Here is a 19394-nt window from a genome sequence, read left to right as displayed (position 1 = left end):
TTTTTTTGGAATTATTCATCAAAACCGTATTTTTTATCTAGTTTGTTCATCAATCCAACGTAGACGAAAATGAGTATTACAAAAACGTAAATTGAACCTTGCTGCGCAAACCAAAAGCCTAGTTTAAACCCGCCTAAAGGGATTTTATCCAAGGAATCCTTTAAAATAATCCCGAAACCATAAGAGACCAGAAACCATATAGCCAGAAGAATGGCCAAATAAATGAGATTTTCTTTCCAATAAGCTTTTGCTGAAGAATCTTTATCCACTAGAACTACCGTTTCGGTAAATATAGGAAATCCACAATAATTTAATATAAGATGTTGTAAAAATGAAACAAACCTGTGCTAAAATGAGAGTATTAATACAATAGGTTGTAGTTTAATATCACTATTAAGGACCTTTCATTTTGCTTGTGAAGATAATCTATGCAATATACCCCATTGGTACAATTATTAGTAATCTTATCCTCGCCATATCCAACCGAATACAAAATATTTTTGGCAGGTACGCCCTGTTGCAATAAATAATTTTTAATAGCATCCGATCTACCCTGTGAGAGTCTAAAATTTGTACTTCCCCCGCCCCTACTATCCGTGTGCGATTCTATCCTCAATTGCACCTGCGGAAATTGTTTAACGGCCGTCACCACTTTTTCCAGTTCAAATGCAATTTCTGGAGTTATCAGTGTCTTGCCCCTTGCAAAGTAAAATTTCCTTAATTTAATAACAGTTTGACTCTCTTTTTCCTCCACGAGGTCATCCAATAGGGTAAGATCTATTGTTAGGCTGCTGTTCTGCTCCGTTTCCAAAATCTCCTCGTTGTACTGTTTTGTATAGACCGAATAGCGCTCTTTGGTAACCTCTAAAGTAAAATTGTCTTTCCATGGCATCTCTAGCCGATATTCCCCTTCCTCATTGGTTGCGGTTTCTTTTATCAGTTCGTTGTTTTCGCCAAATATTCTTAAGGAAGCTTTGGCCACACCTACAACGGAATTGTGTTTTACAACCTTGCCTCTTATCAAAACTGTTTTTAGACCTGGCTTTTCCGCTACCTTATAACCATAAATATCATCATTTCCCTCTCCTCCTGTTCTATTTGACGAAAAATAGCCTAGCAGCCCCCCGTTATCATCATTCTTAATTATAAACCCAAAATCGTCGGATGCCGAATTTATCCCTATGCCTAGATTTATAGGTATACTAAAGGTTTCATCCATTTGTATATTTGACTTATAAACATCCATCCCACCCAAACCATAGAAAACATCGGATGAGAAGTAAAGGCTGTTTTCAAAGATGAAAGGTGCAATCTCATTCCCAGGGGTATTTATCCTGGGGCCCAAATTAACCGGAGCGGACATAAGCTGACCTTCATTGGTATAGGCGAAATAAATATCAGTTCCTCCATAACCGTCCTCAAAATTGGCTGCAAAATATAGTTTGCCCGATGCCTCATGGTAGAACGGATAGTAAAAAGAGGTACTTAAATCTCTCAATAGATACTCAAAAGTTCCGTTGCGGTCCACGGATCCTATGGCCAATGAATTTTTTCCATTGTCATCAAAAGAAAGTTCCCCATCCTCAGCATTGGAAAGCACATAGAACAAATTATCCAATCCCTTGGCATAGTACGGTGTAGCCTTATGGTATTGAAAACCGGGTATACGTTTAAACTCATTGGCATTGTTAATATTGCCATCTGTACTTATGCGAGATTCGTAGATATTTAAGTACGCCTCTCCAGACGGTGCGTACACCTTTTTGGAGTTACGACTCCGGGCACTGGAAAATAGTAGTCTATCTTTATAAAAGGTGGGCGAAAAATCGGATTGGGGACTGTTGGCATTAATATTAAAAATACTGAAATCTTGGATCCCCGTGTCCGATCCAAAAAGTTCGTAGTTAAAATTAGCGTTTTCCAATAACTCATTGGGTAAGGCCGAGGTTCGCGTGGCCAAAAACGCCTTTGCCCTATCTGCTCCCGAAGTCTTGGTCAGTGACTGTAGCATCTTATTAAAGTAATGGTTGGACATGGTAGAGTCCTTCTTATAGACATTAAGATATGTCTCCGTGGCATTTTTATAGTTTCTAGTCTTAAAATAGGAATCTGCCAGGTTTAAAGATTGTTGAACCGTTAAAGAACCATTTCTAAGTTCCTTTTGATATTCTCTAATCGCGTCTGCATAGGCATATTCAAAGAAAAGGAAATCCCCTTTGGATTTTTTGTTTTGACCCATGGTTGTAACCACCGAAAGCAGAAAGAATATTGTAACAATCCTAAATTTCATATTCCTATTTTTAGAAAAACCTTGGTGTATCAATTTGTTTTGGTTTGCCCTTTGCATTCTTGGTTCTGGTTTTCTTGTTTCTTTCTCCGCCTTTACCAAGATAAAACTTCAATATTACTTCATGTGAACCCTGGCTAAACTCTCCCAAACCGTTGGTGTTGTAATCATAGGAATACCCTAGGAAGGTACCGCTGGAAATTTGGAATCCGGCCAGTCCGCTAACCGCGTTGTCTACCCTATACGAAGCACCTAAAGTAAACACATCACTAATTAAAAAATTGGTGGATACATTTATGTTTACTGGTGCGCCTTCCAAGTAGTTTACCAAAAAAGCTGGTTTAAATTTAAGACCGTCCGACAAATCAAACACATAACCTCCAATAAAATTAAACTGCACCTGCTCATTAACAAAAGCGGCAATTTCTTCATCGTTAATAACACTCGTTAAAAAATTGGGTACGGAAAGCCCCAAGTACCAGTCATCCGAATATAAGAACGTACCCGCACCAACGGTTGGATAGAACTTGTTGAGTTCCTGGGTATTTAATAATGGTTCCGATGGGTTTTCAAAAGTACCTTTAGTAAAATCAACATCTAAAAGTGCACCGCCCGCGTCAATTCCAAACGACAATTTTGTATCCTCCGAAACATTTACCTGAAACGAATAAGCAACATCTATAAAAGTTTGAGTAGTTGGGCCCAGTTGATCATTAACCACGTTAAAACCTAGTCCGTGCTTATCGTTGGCCAAGGGAATGTTTGCACCTACCCTTATGGTTCTGGGTGCTCCGTCTATATCTATCCATTGTGCTCTATACAATGTAGCTATTTCGGCAGTTTCGACACTACCTACATATGCCGGGTTAAAACTTCCAATATTATACATGTATTGCGTATACTGAGGCTCCTTTTGTCCCAATGCCAAAAAGGTTGCACAAAAAAACAACAAGGTTAAAAATACAATCCTACACTTAAGCGCGTATGTTTGGTTTATCATATGCCGTATTATCTAATAATTTGGATCCAACCCTTTCGTACCTCTGAACCATCTCCCAAATCCAATATATAAAAGTATGTCCCTCGTGGTAATTCTCCATTACTACCAGTACCATCCCAATTGTTCGCATATCCACTTTCCTCAAACACGCTATTGCCGTACCTGTCATATATTTCAATAGTATTGTCCGGAAATTGATCTATACAATTTATGCGTAGTAGATCATTGGAACCATCACCGTTAGGAGAAAATTGATTGAACAAAAATCCACACTCATCACTAGATCGCTGATTTACGATAACGGTTATGGAAGCCGTATTGTTGGTGGCATTGCCGTCATTGGGAAAGCTGTCCAAAACGGTAACCGTATTTGTAAATGTGCCCGATGTAGGAACCTCCGCGGTAATGGTTAAAGTATGGACAGCATCTGCCGCTATCTCATCTAACTGCCAATTACCGGTAGCCGAATCATATGCTCCAAGGGAGGCAGTATGGGACACGTACTGAAACCCTGTTGCCACCTCCAACAAATCATTTATAGCGATATTGCTCACAGGTACTTGTGAAAGGTTGGTAAGCGTAATGGTAAATACAATCTGGTCACCAACCAAAGGTCTATCCCTATCTACTGTTTTCTCTACACCAAGATCTATATCTTCCGGAACGCATGGCCCTGCCGTAATATCAGGGATACAAGGATCCAAATTAGCTGGATCTAGTTGATCCACTACACCATCGTTATCGGTATCAAGGATGTTAGAATCCAAGGCGTCTATAATACCATCATTGTCTCCATCTAAAGGATTTGCAATATCATTGCCTACTTCCGGTGAGTCTTCTATACCATCGCCGTCCGAATCAGAATCATTGGGGTTGGTTCCCAAGGTAGCCTCGTCTCCATTGCTGATACCGTCATTATCGCAGTCCGATGCGGGCAGGGGAACGCCTCCAATGGAATCACAATCGTCCAAGGGATCCGTAGTATCCGTAACTTCTTGTCCGTCTTGGATGGTATCGCCATCAGAATCCGGGTTATTGGGGTCTGTTCCCAAAACGGCCTCTTCGCCATCGGTTAAACCATCATTATCGGTATCAATAAAACAATCATTTACAGAAATTGTAACTACAACGGAAACATCTGTACATGGTAAGACAGCAGTGTTGGTGGTATAGGTAAATTCATAAGAACCGTCTGGAAGACCTTCAAAATCTACCACATTGCCAGCTCCTATAGTTACACTTCCCGAAGGATCGGTAGTAACAGCCCAAATACCGGCATCGGCCCCAACAAGGGTATTGTCCAGGTCTACCGTGGTTGGTCCGCCTGCATTGGTAACATTACATGCCGCGGTACTTGTAGCCACACCTGTTGTTGGTGGGTCATTGACCGTTGCAATAACCGGAACTCTCAGCGAAGGACAGTTATTTATTATAGCTTCTACGTAAAAAGTAGTGGTTTCGGTGATAAGCGGGGTGGTAAAACTGCTTCCCGTGCCTAATAGGTTCCCTGCGAGGGGATCGTCATACCAATTTAAAATACCACCTATAGCCACTGTGGCTTCCAAAGTAGCTGTCCCCGTTCCGCAGATGGTATCTGGTGTAGTACTCCCTACGGTTGGTGTAGGGTTCAATATTATATCTACTTGCAATGTAGGGCTGAGGCATGGGTCCAAGGCATCAAAGAAAAAACCATAATACACACCTGGTAAGGTAATTACCGATGTTGGCAAGTGTGCACTTGTAATTAAAGGGTTAGGGTTTCTACTCCATGTTAATACAGTACCTGCAGGTGGTGCAGTGCTTGTATATGCATTCAGATCTTGATCAATGGAATCGCAAAAATCTGTTGGCACCAAAGGGTTTATAGCGGGCGCAATAATATCTGCCGTACAACTATCATTATCATTTATAGAACCTGTTCCAACCGCATCATCTATGGTTGCCAAACCTGTTATACCACTTAAAGTTACTGTAAAGTTCTCTGTCAGTTCTTCAACAAAATCTTCAAGGATCGTCACGGTTATGATCTCGATCTCATTGTTAGTACCGGCAAAATTTAGAGTTCCACTATTAGCCGTATAGTCGTTTCCAACTCCAGCGATTGCAGTTCCGTTAGCGGTATCAAAATCCACACTAAAGCCCCCTGGTAAAATACCGGTTAAAGTAACGTTAAAGGTAGCTGTGCCATCTCCTTCATCTACAGCTACATCGTTTATGGATATGGTGGCCGTATCGTTGTCCGTTATATTTACCGTGGCGCTATTAGGCGCACCAACCGTATAGCCGGTTCCCGCTGCCAACGTAAGGATCACATCTTCGGTTCCTTCTGTTATCAGGTCATTAACGGGCACAACGGTTATAGTAGCAGTACGTTGGTTATTTGGAATAACCACACTGGTAGGAATGGTGGCATAGTCAGTTGTATTTAATGCCGAACCTGTTAGACCGTAGTTTACCGTTATCGGTGTGCCTGTTCCGTTTATAGCCCCTAAATCTATGATGAAGGTACCTGTTTGGTTTGACGGTGTTACTTCGGCCGCCGTAGGATCGGTAGCAACAACACTCGCCGCTAGGGAATCGTTATCGTTTATGGTACCGATGGCCGTATCGCTGTCCGTAATAGCAGGGTTGCTAGAGGTAAGGGTCACCGTAAAGGTCTCTGGGCCTTCAACGATAACATCGTTAAGGGTCGCCACCGTAAATTGCCTGGTCTGGCCAGCGGTGCCTGTAAAGTTCAACACTTGTGCCGTATTGTTATAGTCCTCCGGACTTACCAAAGGCAAAGCACCACCCGTGGCCGTACCACCCGTATAACCCGTGGTGACGGTAAAGGCCCCTGTGGCCACTTCATTGTTCAGTGTTACCGTAAATAAAAGACCGGCACCTTCGGTCGCCGTTACGTTCTCTACCGTAACCGCGGCCGTATCGTTGTCGTTTATGGTACCGATGGCCGTATCGCTGTCCGTAACAGCGGGGTTGCTAGAGGTAAGGGTAACCGTAAAGGTCTCTGGTCCTTCAACGATAACATCGTTAAGGGTTGCCACCGTAAATTGCCTGGTCTGGCCAGCGGTGCCTGTAAAGTTCAACACTTGCGCCGTATTATTATAATCCTCCGGGGCTACCAAAGGCAGGGCTCCCCCAGTTGCCGTACCACCCGTATAGCCCGTGGTGACGGTAAAGGCCCCTGTGGCCACTTCATTGTTCAGTGTTACCGTGAACAAAAGACCGGCACCTTCGGTCGCCGTTACGTTCTCTACCGTAACCGCGGCCGTATCGTTGTCGTTTATGGTACCGATGGCCGTATCGCTGTCCGTAACAGAAGGGTTGCTAGAGGTAAGGGTCACCGTAAAAGTCTCCGGGCCTTCAACGATAACATCGTTAAGGGTTGCCACCGTAAACTGCTGTGTCTCGCCAGCTGTACCTGCAAAGTTCAACACTTGTGCTGTATTGTTATAGTCCTCCGGGCTTACCAAGGGAAGGGCACCTCCGGTGGCACTCACATCAGTATACCCCGTAGTGACTGTAAAGGCGCCCGAAGCCACCGTATTGTTGAGCGTTACCGTGAACAAAAGGCCCGCACCTTCCGTTACCGTAACGTCCTCTACCGTAATGGCCGCTGCGTCATTATCGTTTATGGTACCGATGGCCGTATCGCTGTCCGTAACAGAAGGGTTGCTAGAGGTAAGGGTCACCGTAAAGGTCTCTGGGCCTTCAACGATAACATCGTTAAGGGTCGCCACCGTAAATTGCCTGGTCTGGCCAGCGGTGCCTGTAAAGTTCAACACTTGTGCCGTATTGTTATAATCCTCAGGAGCTACCAAAGGCAAAGCACCACCCGTGGCCGTACCACCCGTATAACCCGTGGTGACGGTAAAGGCCCCTGTGGCCACTTCATTGTTCAGTGTTACCGTAAATAAAAGACCGGCACCTTCGGTCGCCGTTACGTTCTCTATCGTAACCGCGGCCGTATCGTTATCGTTTATGGCACCTATGGCCGTATCGCTGTCCGTAACAGCGGGGTTGCTAGAGGTAAGGGTCACCGTAAACGTCTCCGTTCCTTCTACCACCAAATCGTTAAGGGTGGCAACTGTAAATTGTTGTGTCTCGCCCGCGGTACCCGCAAAGTTCAACACCTGCGCCTCGTTGTTATAGTCTTCCGGGGTTACCAAGGGAAGCGCACCTCCAGTAGCACTCACATTCGTATAGCCCGTGGTCACCGTAAAGGCACCGGACGCCACAGTATTGTTGAGGGTAACCGTAAACAAAAGACCGGCACCTTCGGTCGCCGTTACATTCTCTACCGTTACCGCGGCCGTATCGTTGTCGTTTATGGTACCGATGGCCGTATCGCTGTCCGTAACAGAAGGGTTGCTAGAGGTAAGGGTCACCGTAAAGGTCTCTGGGCCTTCTACCACCAGATCGTCAAAAGTATCAACGGTGAACTGTTGGGTCTCGCCAGGAGTAACCCCAGTAAAATTCAGTACTTGTGGTGTATTGTTATAATCCTCGGGGGCTGCCAAGGGCAAGGCTCCCCCCGTTGCCGTACCACCCGTATAGCCAGTAGTAACCGTAAAAGGGCTGCCTACCGCAACATCCGAAGTGACGGTAAACAGAAGTCCAGCTCCTTCGGTTACAGTAACGTTCTCTATGGTAACAGAGGCCGTATCGTTATCGTTTATGGTACCGATGGCCGTATCGCTATCTCCTACTGCTATATTGCTAGAAGCTAAGGTAACCGTAAAGGTCTCTATACCCTCTAACACCAGATCGTCAAAAGTATCAACGGTGAACTGTTGGGTCTCGCCGGGAGTAACCCCAGTAAAATTCAGTACTTGTGGCGTATTGTTATAATCCTCCGGGGCTGCCAAGGGCAGGGCTCCCCCTGTTGCAGTACCACCCGTATAGCCTGTGGTAACGGTAAAAGGGCTCCCTATCGAAGCGTTCAGAGTAACGGTAAATAGAAGTCCGGCACCTTCGGTTACAGTAACGTTCTCTATGGTAACGGCAGCCGAATCGTTATCGTTTATGGCACCTATGGCCGTATCACTATCCGTGATTGCAATATTGCTAGACGTTAAAGTGACAGCAAAAATCTCTGTGCCCTCTACCATCAAATTATCAAAAGTCTCAACGGTGAACTGTTGGGCCTCGCCGGGAGTAACCCCGGTAAAATTCAGCACTTGTGGTGTATTGTTATAATCCTCGGGGGCTGCCAAGGGCAAAGCACCACCCGTGGCCGTACCACCCACATAGCCCGTGGTAACTGTAAAAGGGCTTCCTACTGCAACATCTACGGTAACGGTAAACACAAGTCCGGTACCTTCGGTTTCTGTAGCGTTCTCTATGGTAAGCACCTGTCCATAACCACAAAAACCCAAAAGCAAAAATGCTCCAAAAAAAATAGGTTTGTGAAGAAGTGTAGATTTTAATCTTTTAAAAAGAAAAATATATGCTTGATGTAATCTCATTATGCTGTTTTCTGAATCTATAAAAATTCAAACCAAAGCAAACGCGATCTAGGATAGTAAAATTGGGAATCAATATTACTAAAAAAAACTGCCTTACTACTAATAAAAGGGGTTAAATCTATCTTTTTAAGTTGAAATGCAAAATATGAAGGTAAATACCTGCTAATGAAGGTCTGCGGAAGCCGTTTCAGCAGATGCATCAATCTTTCTCACCAAACCTTGTAATACCTTTCCAGGCCCCACTTCCGTAAATAATTTAGCGCCATTGGCCACCATATTTTTAACACTTTGTGTCCATTTTACAGGAGCTGTCAGCTGCAACATGAGGTTGCTTTTTATTTCATCCGAATTGTCTATTGCAGTGGTAGGAACATTCTGATAAATTGGACAGGATGGTATATTGAAAACGGTGTTTTCTATGGCCGATGCTAGCTCCTCGCGAGCAGGTTCCATTAGTGGGGAATGAAATGCTCCACCTACGGGCAATACCAAAGCCCTTCGTGCACCGGCTTCTTTTAAGCTTTCGCAAGCTGCATTTACCGCTTCAACCTCTCCGGAAATCACCAATTGTCCGGGACAATTATAATTGGCCGCCACCACTATACCCTGGGTCTCATTGCAAATTTTTTCTACGACTCCGTCATCCAATCCTAAAACAGCTGCCATGGTACTAGGTTGTAACTCACATGCTTTTTGCATAGCCATTGCCCGTTGAGCAACCAACTTTAGACCGTCCTCAAAATTTAAGGTGCCATTGGCTACCAAAGCCGAAAACTCGCCTAAAGAATGTCCTGCAACCATATCCGGTCTAAAACTCTCCCCCATTACCTTACTTAAAATAACCGAATGCAGAAAAATTGCCGGTTGGGTAACCTTGGTCTGTTTTAAATCTTCGGGCGTTCCTTCAAACATCATGTCGGTGATGGTAAAACCCAAAATATCATTGGCATCTTCAAACATTTCTTGGGCCAATGGGTATTTTTCGTAAAGATCAAGCCCCATTCCAACATATTGTGCGCCTTGTCCCGGGAATATATATGCGTTCATTTTTCTTTGATTTTCGTTGGCTAAAATAGGAAATATTTGATTGAAAAAAACAGTTTATCGTGGATAGTGGGTTCTTACTTGACCAGGTCTAGCGCCTACCCATTATTTTTCTTTAAACCAGCTGGCATATTTTACATAACTATTGGCAATCCTATCTATTTCATCGGCACTTAATTCCGGACTAATATCCTTTATCTTCTTTGCCGGCATACCTGCAAAAACAGTCCCTGAGGGCACATGGGTACCTTTTGTCACTACCGCCCCTGCCGCTATAATGCTATTGCTTTCCACAACGCAGTCGTCCATTATTACACTTCCCATGCCAATAAGCACATTGTCCTTAACGGTACAACCATGCACAATGGCATTATGACCTATGGAGACATTATTCCCTATCGTTGTTGGCGATTTCTTGTAGGTACAATGTATTACGGCTCCGTCCTGTACATTTACCTTGTTACCCATTTTAATGAAATGTACATCGCCACGAAGTACGGCATTGTACCAGATACTGCATTCATCACCCATAACAACATCGCCTACAACTACCGCATTTTCGGCAACGAAACAGTCTCCCCCAAATACCGGTGTTTTTCCTTTGATGGTCTTTATAATCATTTTTAAATTTTTAGTCAAAATAGGATAATAATGTCTTCTTTTTAGCTGCTGAGACCAAAAGTTCCTTGCCATTGGAAATTTCTACGCTACCACCCTTACCCTTTCGGTACTTTACCACCTCATTTACATTTACCAAATACGATTTGTGGATTCTTGCAAACGGAAAATCCGACAACGCCTCCTCAAAGTACTTTAAGGTTTTACTAACGACTATTTTGCCACGCTCCAAATAAATTTCGGTATAGTTGTCGTCTGCCTTGCAATACAGAATGTCGGACACGTTTAAAATTTGAAACCCGTCTTGTTGGGGTAGGGTAATCTTGCCATCGACCTTATTCAATCTGGGCTTAAGAATACGGTCTTCCAAGGCATCTTCCTTTTGCCTAATTTCCGTTACGTAATCTACCGCCTTTATGAGCTCATCAATATTAATGGGCTTCATTAAATAGTAGGCAGCATGACTGTTGAGTGCGTCCATGGCATATTGGTTATACGCGGTAACAAAAACGGTCTCAAAAGTACGTTGTGGCACTTTATCCAACAAATCAAAAGCATTTCCAAAAGGCATTTCCACATCTAAGAAAATTAAGTCTGGTTGGGTTTGCCCTATAAGATCCAAACCTTCTTTTATGGTGGCCGCTTCTCCTAAAAGTGTAACATTCTTGCAATATTTCAACAGATAGTTCCGAAGGATTTCCCTACTATTGGCCTCGTCTTCCACGATGATAGCATTCAATTTCATCAATCTTTTTTTAATGTCAATACAACTTGTGTTCCCGAAGCATCATCATTTAGGTCGCAAATAGCTACGGTTACCTTGTTTTTATACATATCGTTCAAAATGGCTATTCGTTTTTTGATATTGCCCATACCTTTAGACTTTTGCTTTTTCTGATTGTTGGTTTTGAGCTGGTCCGATTTTTTTCTACCTATTCCATCATCGGTAATGGTAATGGTTATCGCATCGTTGTCTTTTTGTGCCAGATCAATTTGCAGAGATCCTTTTTCTTCTTTGTAACGCAAACCATGCCAAATTGCATTCTCTATATAGGGCTGAAGTAGCATAGGAGGAATTTGGAAAGCATCTATGTCTATACGTTGATCTACTTTAATTTCATATCCAAACTTATCCGGGAAACGAGAGTGCTCTAATTTTACGTATAACTCTATAAGCTCCAATTCTTTGGATAAGGGTATAAAATCTTCTTCGGAATTTTCCAGAACGGCTCGCATAAGGGTAGAAAATTCGCTTAGATACCTGTTAGCACTACGCTCATCGCTTTTGGCAATGTAGTTGTTCACGGAGTTCAGTGCATTAAAAATAAAATGTGGGTTCATCTGTGACCGTAGCGACTTTAGTGCCAGTAAATTGTTTGCCAGTTTCTGTTGTTTATTGCTTCGATAGAAAAAGAAGGCGGCCAAAGCGGTAAGTAGCATCCCGAACAATAACGAATAGATAATCCATCGTTGTCTTTTATTGCTCTCTTGCGCCAATTCTTGGGATGTTAGTGCAAGATCATATTTGCTCTGCGATAATTGTCGTTCTTGTTCCAGACCGGATATTCGGCTCTGTTTAGAGGCAATTTCCCTGTTAAACCTAGCAGCTTGGGATATTTCCTGTTCCTTTCTAACATAGAGCGTATCTACAACGGTTACGTACTTTTGATAAGTTTCCAATGCTTTTGTAAAATCGCCCTTATACCTATACACTTCGGACAATTTTCTGGTGGCATCTTTTTGCACCAATAAATCATCCTCATTATCTGCTTCATCGATGCTTTTTTCCAAATAAGGAATTGCTTCATCCAATTTATCTTGAGCTATATAGGCATTCGCTATTTTATAATTGATCCGCTGGGCAGTAATTGTATCGGGCCTACCGGCAACGGCACCTTTTTGTGCCTGGTCCCTTGGCAATTGTTTTAACTCGCTCAGACTTTCCTTACGCAGCTCTATTTCTTCATCATACCTGTTTTTTTTACTGTAAAAATCGGCCACCTTTTCATTTTCCTGAATTGCCCTTTGCGGAGCCTGGTTCTTAGACAGCTGTAAGGAATTAATAAAAAACCCTTCGGCCTCCACAGTTCTATCATCTTTGGCATAGGCCTCAGCGATCTTGGAGTTTAAGTCCGTAATTTTGGGGGTTATCTGGTTCTTTTTTGCAATTACCAATCCTTCGTTATAATACGCAACCGCCTTATCTATCAGCCCTAAACTTTTATAGGTGTCACCAAGCCCTTCAAGCAATTGGACTTTCTGAAAAGGAACGATGCTTTTAAGGTTTATCAATGACAAAAAGGTTGCCTCGGCATTCTTAAATTCTTTATTCAGCAGATAAGTATTTCCCAGTAAAATTGTGGTTCTGGTAGACTTTTGAGCTTCTAAGGCATCTTTATAATTGGCTATTGCCAAATCGTATTGTTTGTGGTGCTGATATACCTCTCCCAAAGTACTAAGCGAGGAAGCCAATTCTGGTTTATTCCCTCTTCTTCCCAATTGTTCTATAGATCGAGTAATAAAATCGATGCTCTTCTCAATGTCGTTTTTCATATACAACTTAGCAGAATCTAGGTACTGCCGATGCTGACCTGCAGTTGCCACGGTAGATCTCTTTTTTGCACTTTCTTTCTTAGGCTCTTGATAGTCCACGACCAGAACATCTACGTCATCATCATTTCTAATAATGTATCTTACAGTTTCAAAATCTGGACTTTCAACAATCAATTCGTCTCCAACCGACACGGTAATCCTAAACTCGCCCCGAGCATCTGTAGTGGTATAGCCACCTTCCTTGGTAGAAACAGAAACCCCCGAAATTGGGGTATGGGTATTCCGCTCCTTCACGGAACCGGTTATCTCAAAGTTTGACTGGCCACGCTGTATTTGGGAAAACCCAAAGAAAGCCGTAGTGCACAATAACAAAAATATGTATGCTCTTTTTTGCATAAACTCTTTTTGAATAGGATAAACTTACTTGTTTTAAACGGTATTAAAAAATGGTGAAACACCATATTCCATTGAAAAAATGCACTATTTACAGTGTTAACAAAGTCATTGGCGCGCTTTACTCATTCAAACGCCTAGTTCCCTCATTACTCATTTTTTTAGAAAAAGTTCGGCCCTAGTTTTATGCCATATTAAACAAAATTACTTCAAGATGAAAAACGTAAAACAAATAACAAGTATGGTCTTAATGGCTTTATCCGTAGGGACCATTTTTGGGTGTGAGCCTAAGCCCAAGAAACTGGCCGAAGCCGCAATAACAACCAAAACAGCAGTGCCAGTAGTAAAGCCATCCAAGAATTTCGTAAAAATTGCACTCCTTTTGGATACCAGCAATAGTATGGACGGATTAATTAACCAGGCCAAAGCCCAATTATGGGATATTGTAAACAAGTTCTCCTATGCCAAATGTGGTAATGAGGAAAGGCCACAATTACAAATTGCTCTATACCAATACGGCAATGATGATTTATCAGGACGGGAAGGATACATTCAACAGGTAATAGGTTTCAGTAGTGATTTGGATGAATTATCGGAAAAATTGTTCTCCCTTACCACCAATGGAGGTGAAGAATACTGCGGACAGGTGATCCATACATCATTGAATCAACTGGAATGGGGCAAAAACCCGGATAACCTAAAAATGATCTTTATTGCCGGAAACGAGCCCTTTACACAAGGAAAACTGAATTATAAGGATGCCGTTACCAATGCCAAGGAAAAGGATATCATTGTAAATACCATTTTCTGTGGCAGTTACGAACAGGGTGTTGCCACCGATTGGAAAAATGGCGCAACTCTTACAGGAGGGGAATACATGGCCATAGATCACAACAAACAAGTAGTGCATATTGATACGCCTTATGACGACATTATCATAAAACTGAACTCCAAATTAAACAAGACCTATATTTCCTACGGTGCCCTGGGTGCCTCCAAAATGGAGATGCAGGCCGCCCAGGATGCCAACGCAGCAGGGTTGGAGGAATCAGTATACATAAAAAGGGCTGTAAGTAAAAGCTCTAGGTTGTACAAAAACAAAAAATGGGATTTGGTAGACGCTGCTGACGATGAAGAGTTCGATGTCTCCAAAATAAAAGAAGCGGACATGCCCCCTGAACTAAAAGGCAAATCCAAGCAAGAGGCAGAAGCTTATATAGCATCCAAGAAATCTGAACGTATCAAAATTCAAAAGGAAATTCAGGAATTGAATAGGAAAAGAGAAATCTATATTGCGAAGCAGCAAAAAAATGGAGAAGAAGGAGAGTTAGAAAATGCCATGCTAACTGCAATACAAAAGCAAGCGGCCAAGAAAAACTATAAATGGGAATAGAAAAAAAAGCGTTAAAGTAGCCTCTTGGTTGTGGGTTGTTGTGTAAATGGGTCTGTCACATAGTACGATGGGCCCATTTATATTGTTACAGGTTTACTGCAGGACATTTACAATCGTATTTATTTTCAGAATCTTGTCCAAAGTTGTATCCAAGGGTTATTTGATGAAACCCACCATTGTCCAATCGGATATCTCCTGATTGATAAGAATAGTTGTAGGAGACCATATAATTCTTCCAATTAAGACCGATAATTGGGGTAAACAACTGTAAACGTTGTTCCCCAAAACTGCCATTTGTCTGAAATTGAGCACCATCAAAGCTTCTTCTATAGGAAAGACCGCCCCACAACGTACCTATTCCAACCTCACGATATACTTTCGCATTAATATCAATAGTCTTCTCTTCGGTAAATTCCGTTAGTTGTAAAAGTACAGATGGTTCTATCTGCCATTTGCCCTTACCAAAGACATACCCTGCGGATAAAAGGTATCTTCTTAAATTATCAAATTCTATTGCCGTGTACAAATCGCGACCACTACCTAAAACATTAAGAACGGAAGCATGGGCATAAAACTCCAAAAAGTTGTAAGACATCCCAAAATCAACATTAAAATAGCTAGCTGTATTTTTAGTTCCGGTGATTATGGGATCTGGAATAATGGACCTAAACTCAGTTTCATCCAAACTACTTAGTATTACTCCGGTGCTTAAACCAAATGATAACTGATTTAAATTGGTAAGGTCTCTAGAAAATCTAAGATGATGGGCATAAGTAAATTTAATACCGGTCTGCGAGTGGTAACCATTGGCATCATTAAAAATAATTGCGCCAACACCACTGCTCTCACCTACCCTAAAATGACCGTTTAAAGTCTGTAAACTAGGTGCTTCGTCTACGCTGAACCACTGTTTCCTAGCCGTTAGCCGTATCTTACCTCCTTCTCCGATACCCGCCATGGAAGGGTGTACCAAATAGTAGTTGTCCGACAAATAATCAAAATATACGGGGATTCCCTCCTGCGCATAGGACTGCAATCCAATAAGCACACACGAGAATAAAAGCAATAACCTGTTTTTCATCTTAAGATGTGGGGATAACTGTTGGTATATCGTTCAAATATAAAGTATAACGGTTGAAACACAACATTATTATATGTAGGCCAACATGGATTTACTTTGTATTTTTGTAAAAATTTTTAAGCCATGGAAGAGTATACGATCAGTGTAGTGGAAACGAATAACCCCAGCATTTTAAAATTTGACACCAATCACTTCATCACAAAACATAAAAGTTATGAATTTAAGAACATCGATGAGGCCAAAAATTCACCTTTAGCTCAACAATTGTTCTACCTTCCATTTATTAAAACTGTATACATTTCAGGGAATTTTATTGCCTTGGAACGTTACGATATTGTAGAATGGAACGATGTTAAGGATGAGGTGGCCCAGCAATTGGTAGAATACCTCAACGCTGGAGAACCGGTAGTATTGGAGGAAGAAAATGATAAAAAAATAGCCGTAACGGTCTATGGAGAGGTTACTCCCAACCCTGCGGTAATGAAATTTGTGGTTAACAAGAAAATTGTGCCAACCACTTTCGAGTTTAAAAATATTGATGAAGCCAGCGATTCCGAGCTTGCAAAACAACTTTTTCACCTACCCTTTGTAAAAGAGGTGTTTTTGGATGAAAACTATGTTTCGGTCACCAAATACGAGGTAGCCAGTTGGGACGAAATTACCATGGAACTTCGCGAATTTATTAGGGATTTTATTGCTGACGGCAAAGAAGTAATATCGCCTACCGCTGCGGCGCAGCAAACCAAAGAGACTCCGGCCAAGCAATTGGAAGATGTAAACTTGGATGATACCTCCAAGCAGATCATAGATATTCTGGAAGAATATGTAAAACCAGCAGTAGCCAGCGATGGCGGTAATATACTTTTTAAGTCCTACGAACAGGAGAGCAAAACCGTTAATGTAATTTTGCAAGGCGCATGCAGTGGCTGCCCTTCTTCTACCTTTACCCTTAAAAACGGTATAGAGAATATGTTGAAAAACATGATGGGTGATAAAATAAACCAAGTGGTGGCCCTTAACGGCTGATTGAAAGGCATAATTTTAGTGTTTTTAGCAATTAATGGTTAACTTTATAAGTATCTAAAAAAACACTAATTATGGCAATTTTAAAAGTAATAGAAGTGCTGTCCAATTCTGATGAAAGTTGGGAAGATGCTACCAAAAAAGCGGTAGCACAGGCGGCAAAATCAGTTAACAACATCAGATCGGTATATGTTCAGGACCAAAGCGCGATTGTAAAAGGTGGTGAAGTGAAGGAATTCCGTGTAAACGTTAAGATTACTTTTGAGGTAAATTAACCTTAAGACAAGAATTTTTGAACAAGCGCTCCCCGGGGCGCTTTTTTTTGCCCTATTCCAGATACGATCAATAGCGTAGAAGATGAAAAAAGGCCTTTCAATTTTACTGTTTCTAAATATAATGTTTGGTCTTGCCCAAAAACCCGATACTATGGTTCACAAACATACCAATGCTTTAATTAACGAAACAAGTCCATATCTGTTGCAGCATGCCCATAACCCCGTTAATTGGGAGGCTTGGGGAGATAAAATTCTAAAACAGGCGCAACGAGAAGACAAATTACTACTTATAAGCATCGGTTATGCCTCTTGTCATTGGTGCCATGTAATGGAAAAAGAGTGCTTTGAAGATGAGGCGGTGGCTTCAGTAATGAACCAACATTTCATCAATATTAAAGTAGATCGGGAAGAGCGGCCCGATGTAGACCATATTTACATGGACGCGCTGCAAATGATGACGGGCAGTGGAGGATGGCCTTTGAACATTGTAGCTTTACCAGATGGCAGACCCTTTTGGGGCGCCACTTATGTGAAAAAAGAGCAATGGATCAAAGTATTGGAAAACCTTGCCGATTTATACAAAACGAACCCCGAAAAAGTCATAGGTTACGCAAAGGACCTTTCGGAGGGTATAAAATCGATCAATCTGGTTCCACAACAAAAAACCTCCGATCTCTTTACCATAGACCAATTGGAAGATGCCGTAAAAAACTGGTCGGGTTATTTCGATAATTTTCTGGGAGGCTACAAGCGGGCCCCAAAATTTATGATGCCGGGCAATCTAAACTTCCTTCTTCACTATGCAACAGCGCAAAAAGATGATGAAATACTCGATTATGTAAATGTTTCCCTAACGCGTATGGCCTACGGCGGTATTTTTGACCATGTAGGAGGCGGATTCTCCAGATATTCCGTAGATACAAAATGGCATGTTCCGCATTTCGAGAAAATGTTATACGACAACGGGCAAATGGTAAGTCTTTATGCAAAAGCCTATGCGGTTACCAAAAACGATCTTTATAAAAAAACCGTAGAAGAAACCATTTCCTTTGTAACCAAAGAGCTTATGAATTCTGACTATGGTTTTTTTTCCTCCTTGGATGCCGATAGCTTAAATGAGGAAGGTATTTTAGAAGAAGGTGCCTACTATGTTTGGACCGAAGAGGAATTAAAGGAACTATTGACCCTTGATTTTCCTGTTTTTAAAGACTACTACAACATAAATTCTTATGGACATTGGGAACATGGAAACTATGTTTTGATTCGTGATGAGCCGGATGCCAAAATCGCTAAAAAACATAAGCTCGATGATACGGAACTACAAAAAACAATTAAAAACGGTCTGAAACTCCTTGATGTAGAAAGAGAAAAACGAAATAGACCAAGACTCGATGATAAGATACTAACCTCATGGAACGGTTTAATGCTAAGGGGCCTTATAGATGCCTATAGATACCTTGGAGATAAAGAGTACCTGGATTTGGCGTTAAAAAATGCCACGTTCATTCGCCAAAAACTTATAAGGCCAGATGGTAGCATGTTCCACAACCACAAAGCGGGTAAAAGTACCATAAATGGGTATTTGGAGGATTACGCCGCGGTAATGGATGCCTACCGGCAGTTGTATGAGGTTACTTTTGACGAGCAATGGTTACAGGCCTCCAAAGGATTGTTAGACTATTGTATCTCCAATTTCCTAGATTCCGCAAGTGGTATGTTCTACTTTACCTCCAAAAAAGACGATTATATTATCCGAAGGACTATAGAGACAACGGACAATGTAATCCCCGCATCTAACTCTATCATGGCCATAAACCTGCTTAAAATGTCCAAATTCTTTCCAGAGGATGGATATGGGAAAATAGCCAAACAGCAACTGAAGAACATGCAGGGAAACTTTACAAAAAATGCCCAGAGCTATGCCAATTGGCTTCATATGGTACTGTATCTAAATAAACCTTTCTACGAACTGGCCGTTGTTGGGGATTCGTATAAGGAAAAGGCCAAAAAATTACTCGGTAATTACCTACCACATGTGGTTTTCGCCGGTGCCGAAAAAAAGGGTAATTTATCATTGTTACAAGAAAGATACCAAGAGAACGAAACATTGATATATGTATGCGAACATGGTAGCTGTAGACTCCCGGTAAGCAGCGCTGATGAAGCTCTTGGGCAGTTACAATTTAATAAGAATAAACAATAAAAAATTAAATTACATTGCTTGATAAAAGCCGTAATTTTCTTTTGCTTTGTACACTA

General features: G+C 41.8%; 13 protein-coding genes. 4 read left to right on the top strand and 9 right to left on the bottom strand.

All coding sequences use genetic code 11. The annotated features are described in order from the left end of the window. Positions 1-11 precede the first annotated feature (11 nt). From ACEQ81_RS06900 to ACEQ81_RS06865, 8 genes are all read right to left on the bottom strand, one after another. A complete protein-coding gene (locus ACEQ81_RS06900; protein ID WP_411030117.1) occupies positions 12-269 on the bottom strand; it encodes a DUF4212 domain-containing protein in 258 nt (85 codons plus the stop codon). A gap of 92 nt (positions 270-361) precedes the next feature. Then, the gene (locus tag ACEQ81_RS06895) at positions 362-2290 is read right to left on the bottom strand and encodes an OmpA family protein (RefSeq protein ID WP_411030116.1); all 1929 of its coding nucleotides are present in this window, start codon (positions 2288-2290) and stop codon (positions 362-364) included. Positions 2291-2300: 10 nt separating this feature from the next. Beyond that, positions 2301-3287 (bottom strand): type IX secretion system membrane protein PorP/SprF, encoded by a 987-nt coding sequence (locus tag ACEQ81_RS06890; protein ID WP_411030115.1) that lies wholly within the window; start codon positions 3285-3287, stop codon positions 2301-2303. An 8-nt stretch (positions 3288-3295) separates the two neighbouring features. Then, complete coding sequence (locus tag ACEQ81_RS06885) at positions 3296-8755, bottom strand: Calx-beta domain-containing protein (RefSeq protein ID WP_411030114.1); 5460 nt, start codon at positions 8753-8755, stop codon at positions 3296-3298. A 162-nt stretch (positions 8756-8917) separates the two neighbouring features. Next, positions 8918-9802 (bottom strand): ACP S-malonyltransferase, encoded by an 885-nt coding sequence (fabD, locus tag ACEQ81_RS06880; protein WP_411030113.1) that lies wholly within the window; start codon positions 9800-9802, stop codon positions 8918-8920. A gap of 102 nt (positions 9803-9904) precedes the next feature. After that, positions 9905-10420, bottom strand: a complete 516-nt coding sequence (locus tag ACEQ81_RS06875) for a gamma carbonic anhydrase family protein (protein ID WP_411030112.1) — start codon at positions 10418-10420, stop codon at positions 9905-9907. 10 nt (positions 10421-10430) lie between these two features. After that, the gene (locus ACEQ81_RS06870) at positions 10431-11162 is read right to left on the bottom strand and encodes a LytR/AlgR family response regulator transcription factor (RefSeq protein WP_411030111.1); all 732 of its coding nucleotides are present in this window, start codon (positions 11160-11162) and stop codon (positions 10431-10433) included. After that, positions 11162-13366, bottom strand: a complete 2205-nt coding sequence (locus ACEQ81_RS06865) for a tetratricopeptide repeat protein (RefSeq protein WP_411030110.1) — start codon at positions 13364-13366, stop codon at positions 11162-11164. Before ACEQ81_RS06865 ends, ACEQ81_RS06870 begins: the two co-directional genes overlap by 1 nt. 211 nt (positions 13367-13577) lie before the next feature. Here ACEQ81_RS06865 and ACEQ81_RS06860 point away from each other — a divergent pair, with 211 nt between their 5' ends. Then, complete coding sequence (locus ACEQ81_RS06860; RefSeq protein ID WP_411030109.1) at positions 13578-14756, top strand: vWA domain-containing protein; 1179 nt, start codon at positions 13578-13580, stop codon at positions 14754-14756. Positions 14757-14841: 85 nt separating this feature from the next. On the opposite strand, the gene ACEQ81_RS06855 is transcribed toward ACEQ81_RS06860, so the two are convergent. Continuing rightward, positions 14842-15837: a type IX secretion system membrane protein PorP/SprF gene (locus ACEQ81_RS06855; protein ID WP_411030108.1), complete on the bottom strand. Its 996-nt coding sequence runs from the start codon at positions 15835-15837 to the stop codon at positions 14842-14844. Between the two features lie 123 nt (positions 15838-15960). On the opposite strand from ACEQ81_RS06855, the gene ACEQ81_RS06850 reads away from it, so the two are divergent. The 3 genes from ACEQ81_RS06850 (at position 15961) to ACEQ81_RS06840 (ending at position 19338) form a co-directional block, all read left to right on the top strand. Beyond that, positions 15961-16863, top strand: coding sequence for a NifU family protein (locus ACEQ81_RS06850; RefSeq protein ID WP_411030107.1), 903 nt, complete (start codon positions 15961-15963; stop codon positions 16861-16863). 71 nt (positions 16864-16934) lie between these two features. Next, positions 16935-17135: a dodecin family protein gene (locus ACEQ81_RS06845; RefSeq protein ID WP_411030106.1), complete on the top strand. Its 201-nt coding sequence runs from the start codon at positions 16935-16937 to the stop codon at positions 17133-17135. A 151-nt stretch (positions 17136-17286) separates the two neighbouring features. Beyond that, entirely contained in the window at positions 17287-19338 is a 2052-nt protein-coding gene (locus ACEQ81_RS06840; RefSeq protein ID WP_411030105.1) for a thioredoxin domain-containing protein, read from the top strand. The last annotated feature ends 56 nt before the right edge of the window (positions 19339-19394 follow it).

It is taken from the genome of Spongiimicrobium sp. 3-5, assembly GCF_046557915.1.
Taxonomy (GTDB): domain Bacteria; phylum Bacteroidota; class Bacteroidia; order Flavobacteriales; family Flavobacteriaceae; genus JBHEBG01.
The sequence above is the reverse complement of the archived record's forward strand: the minus strand, read 5'-3'. Positions and strand labels throughout refer to the sequence as shown.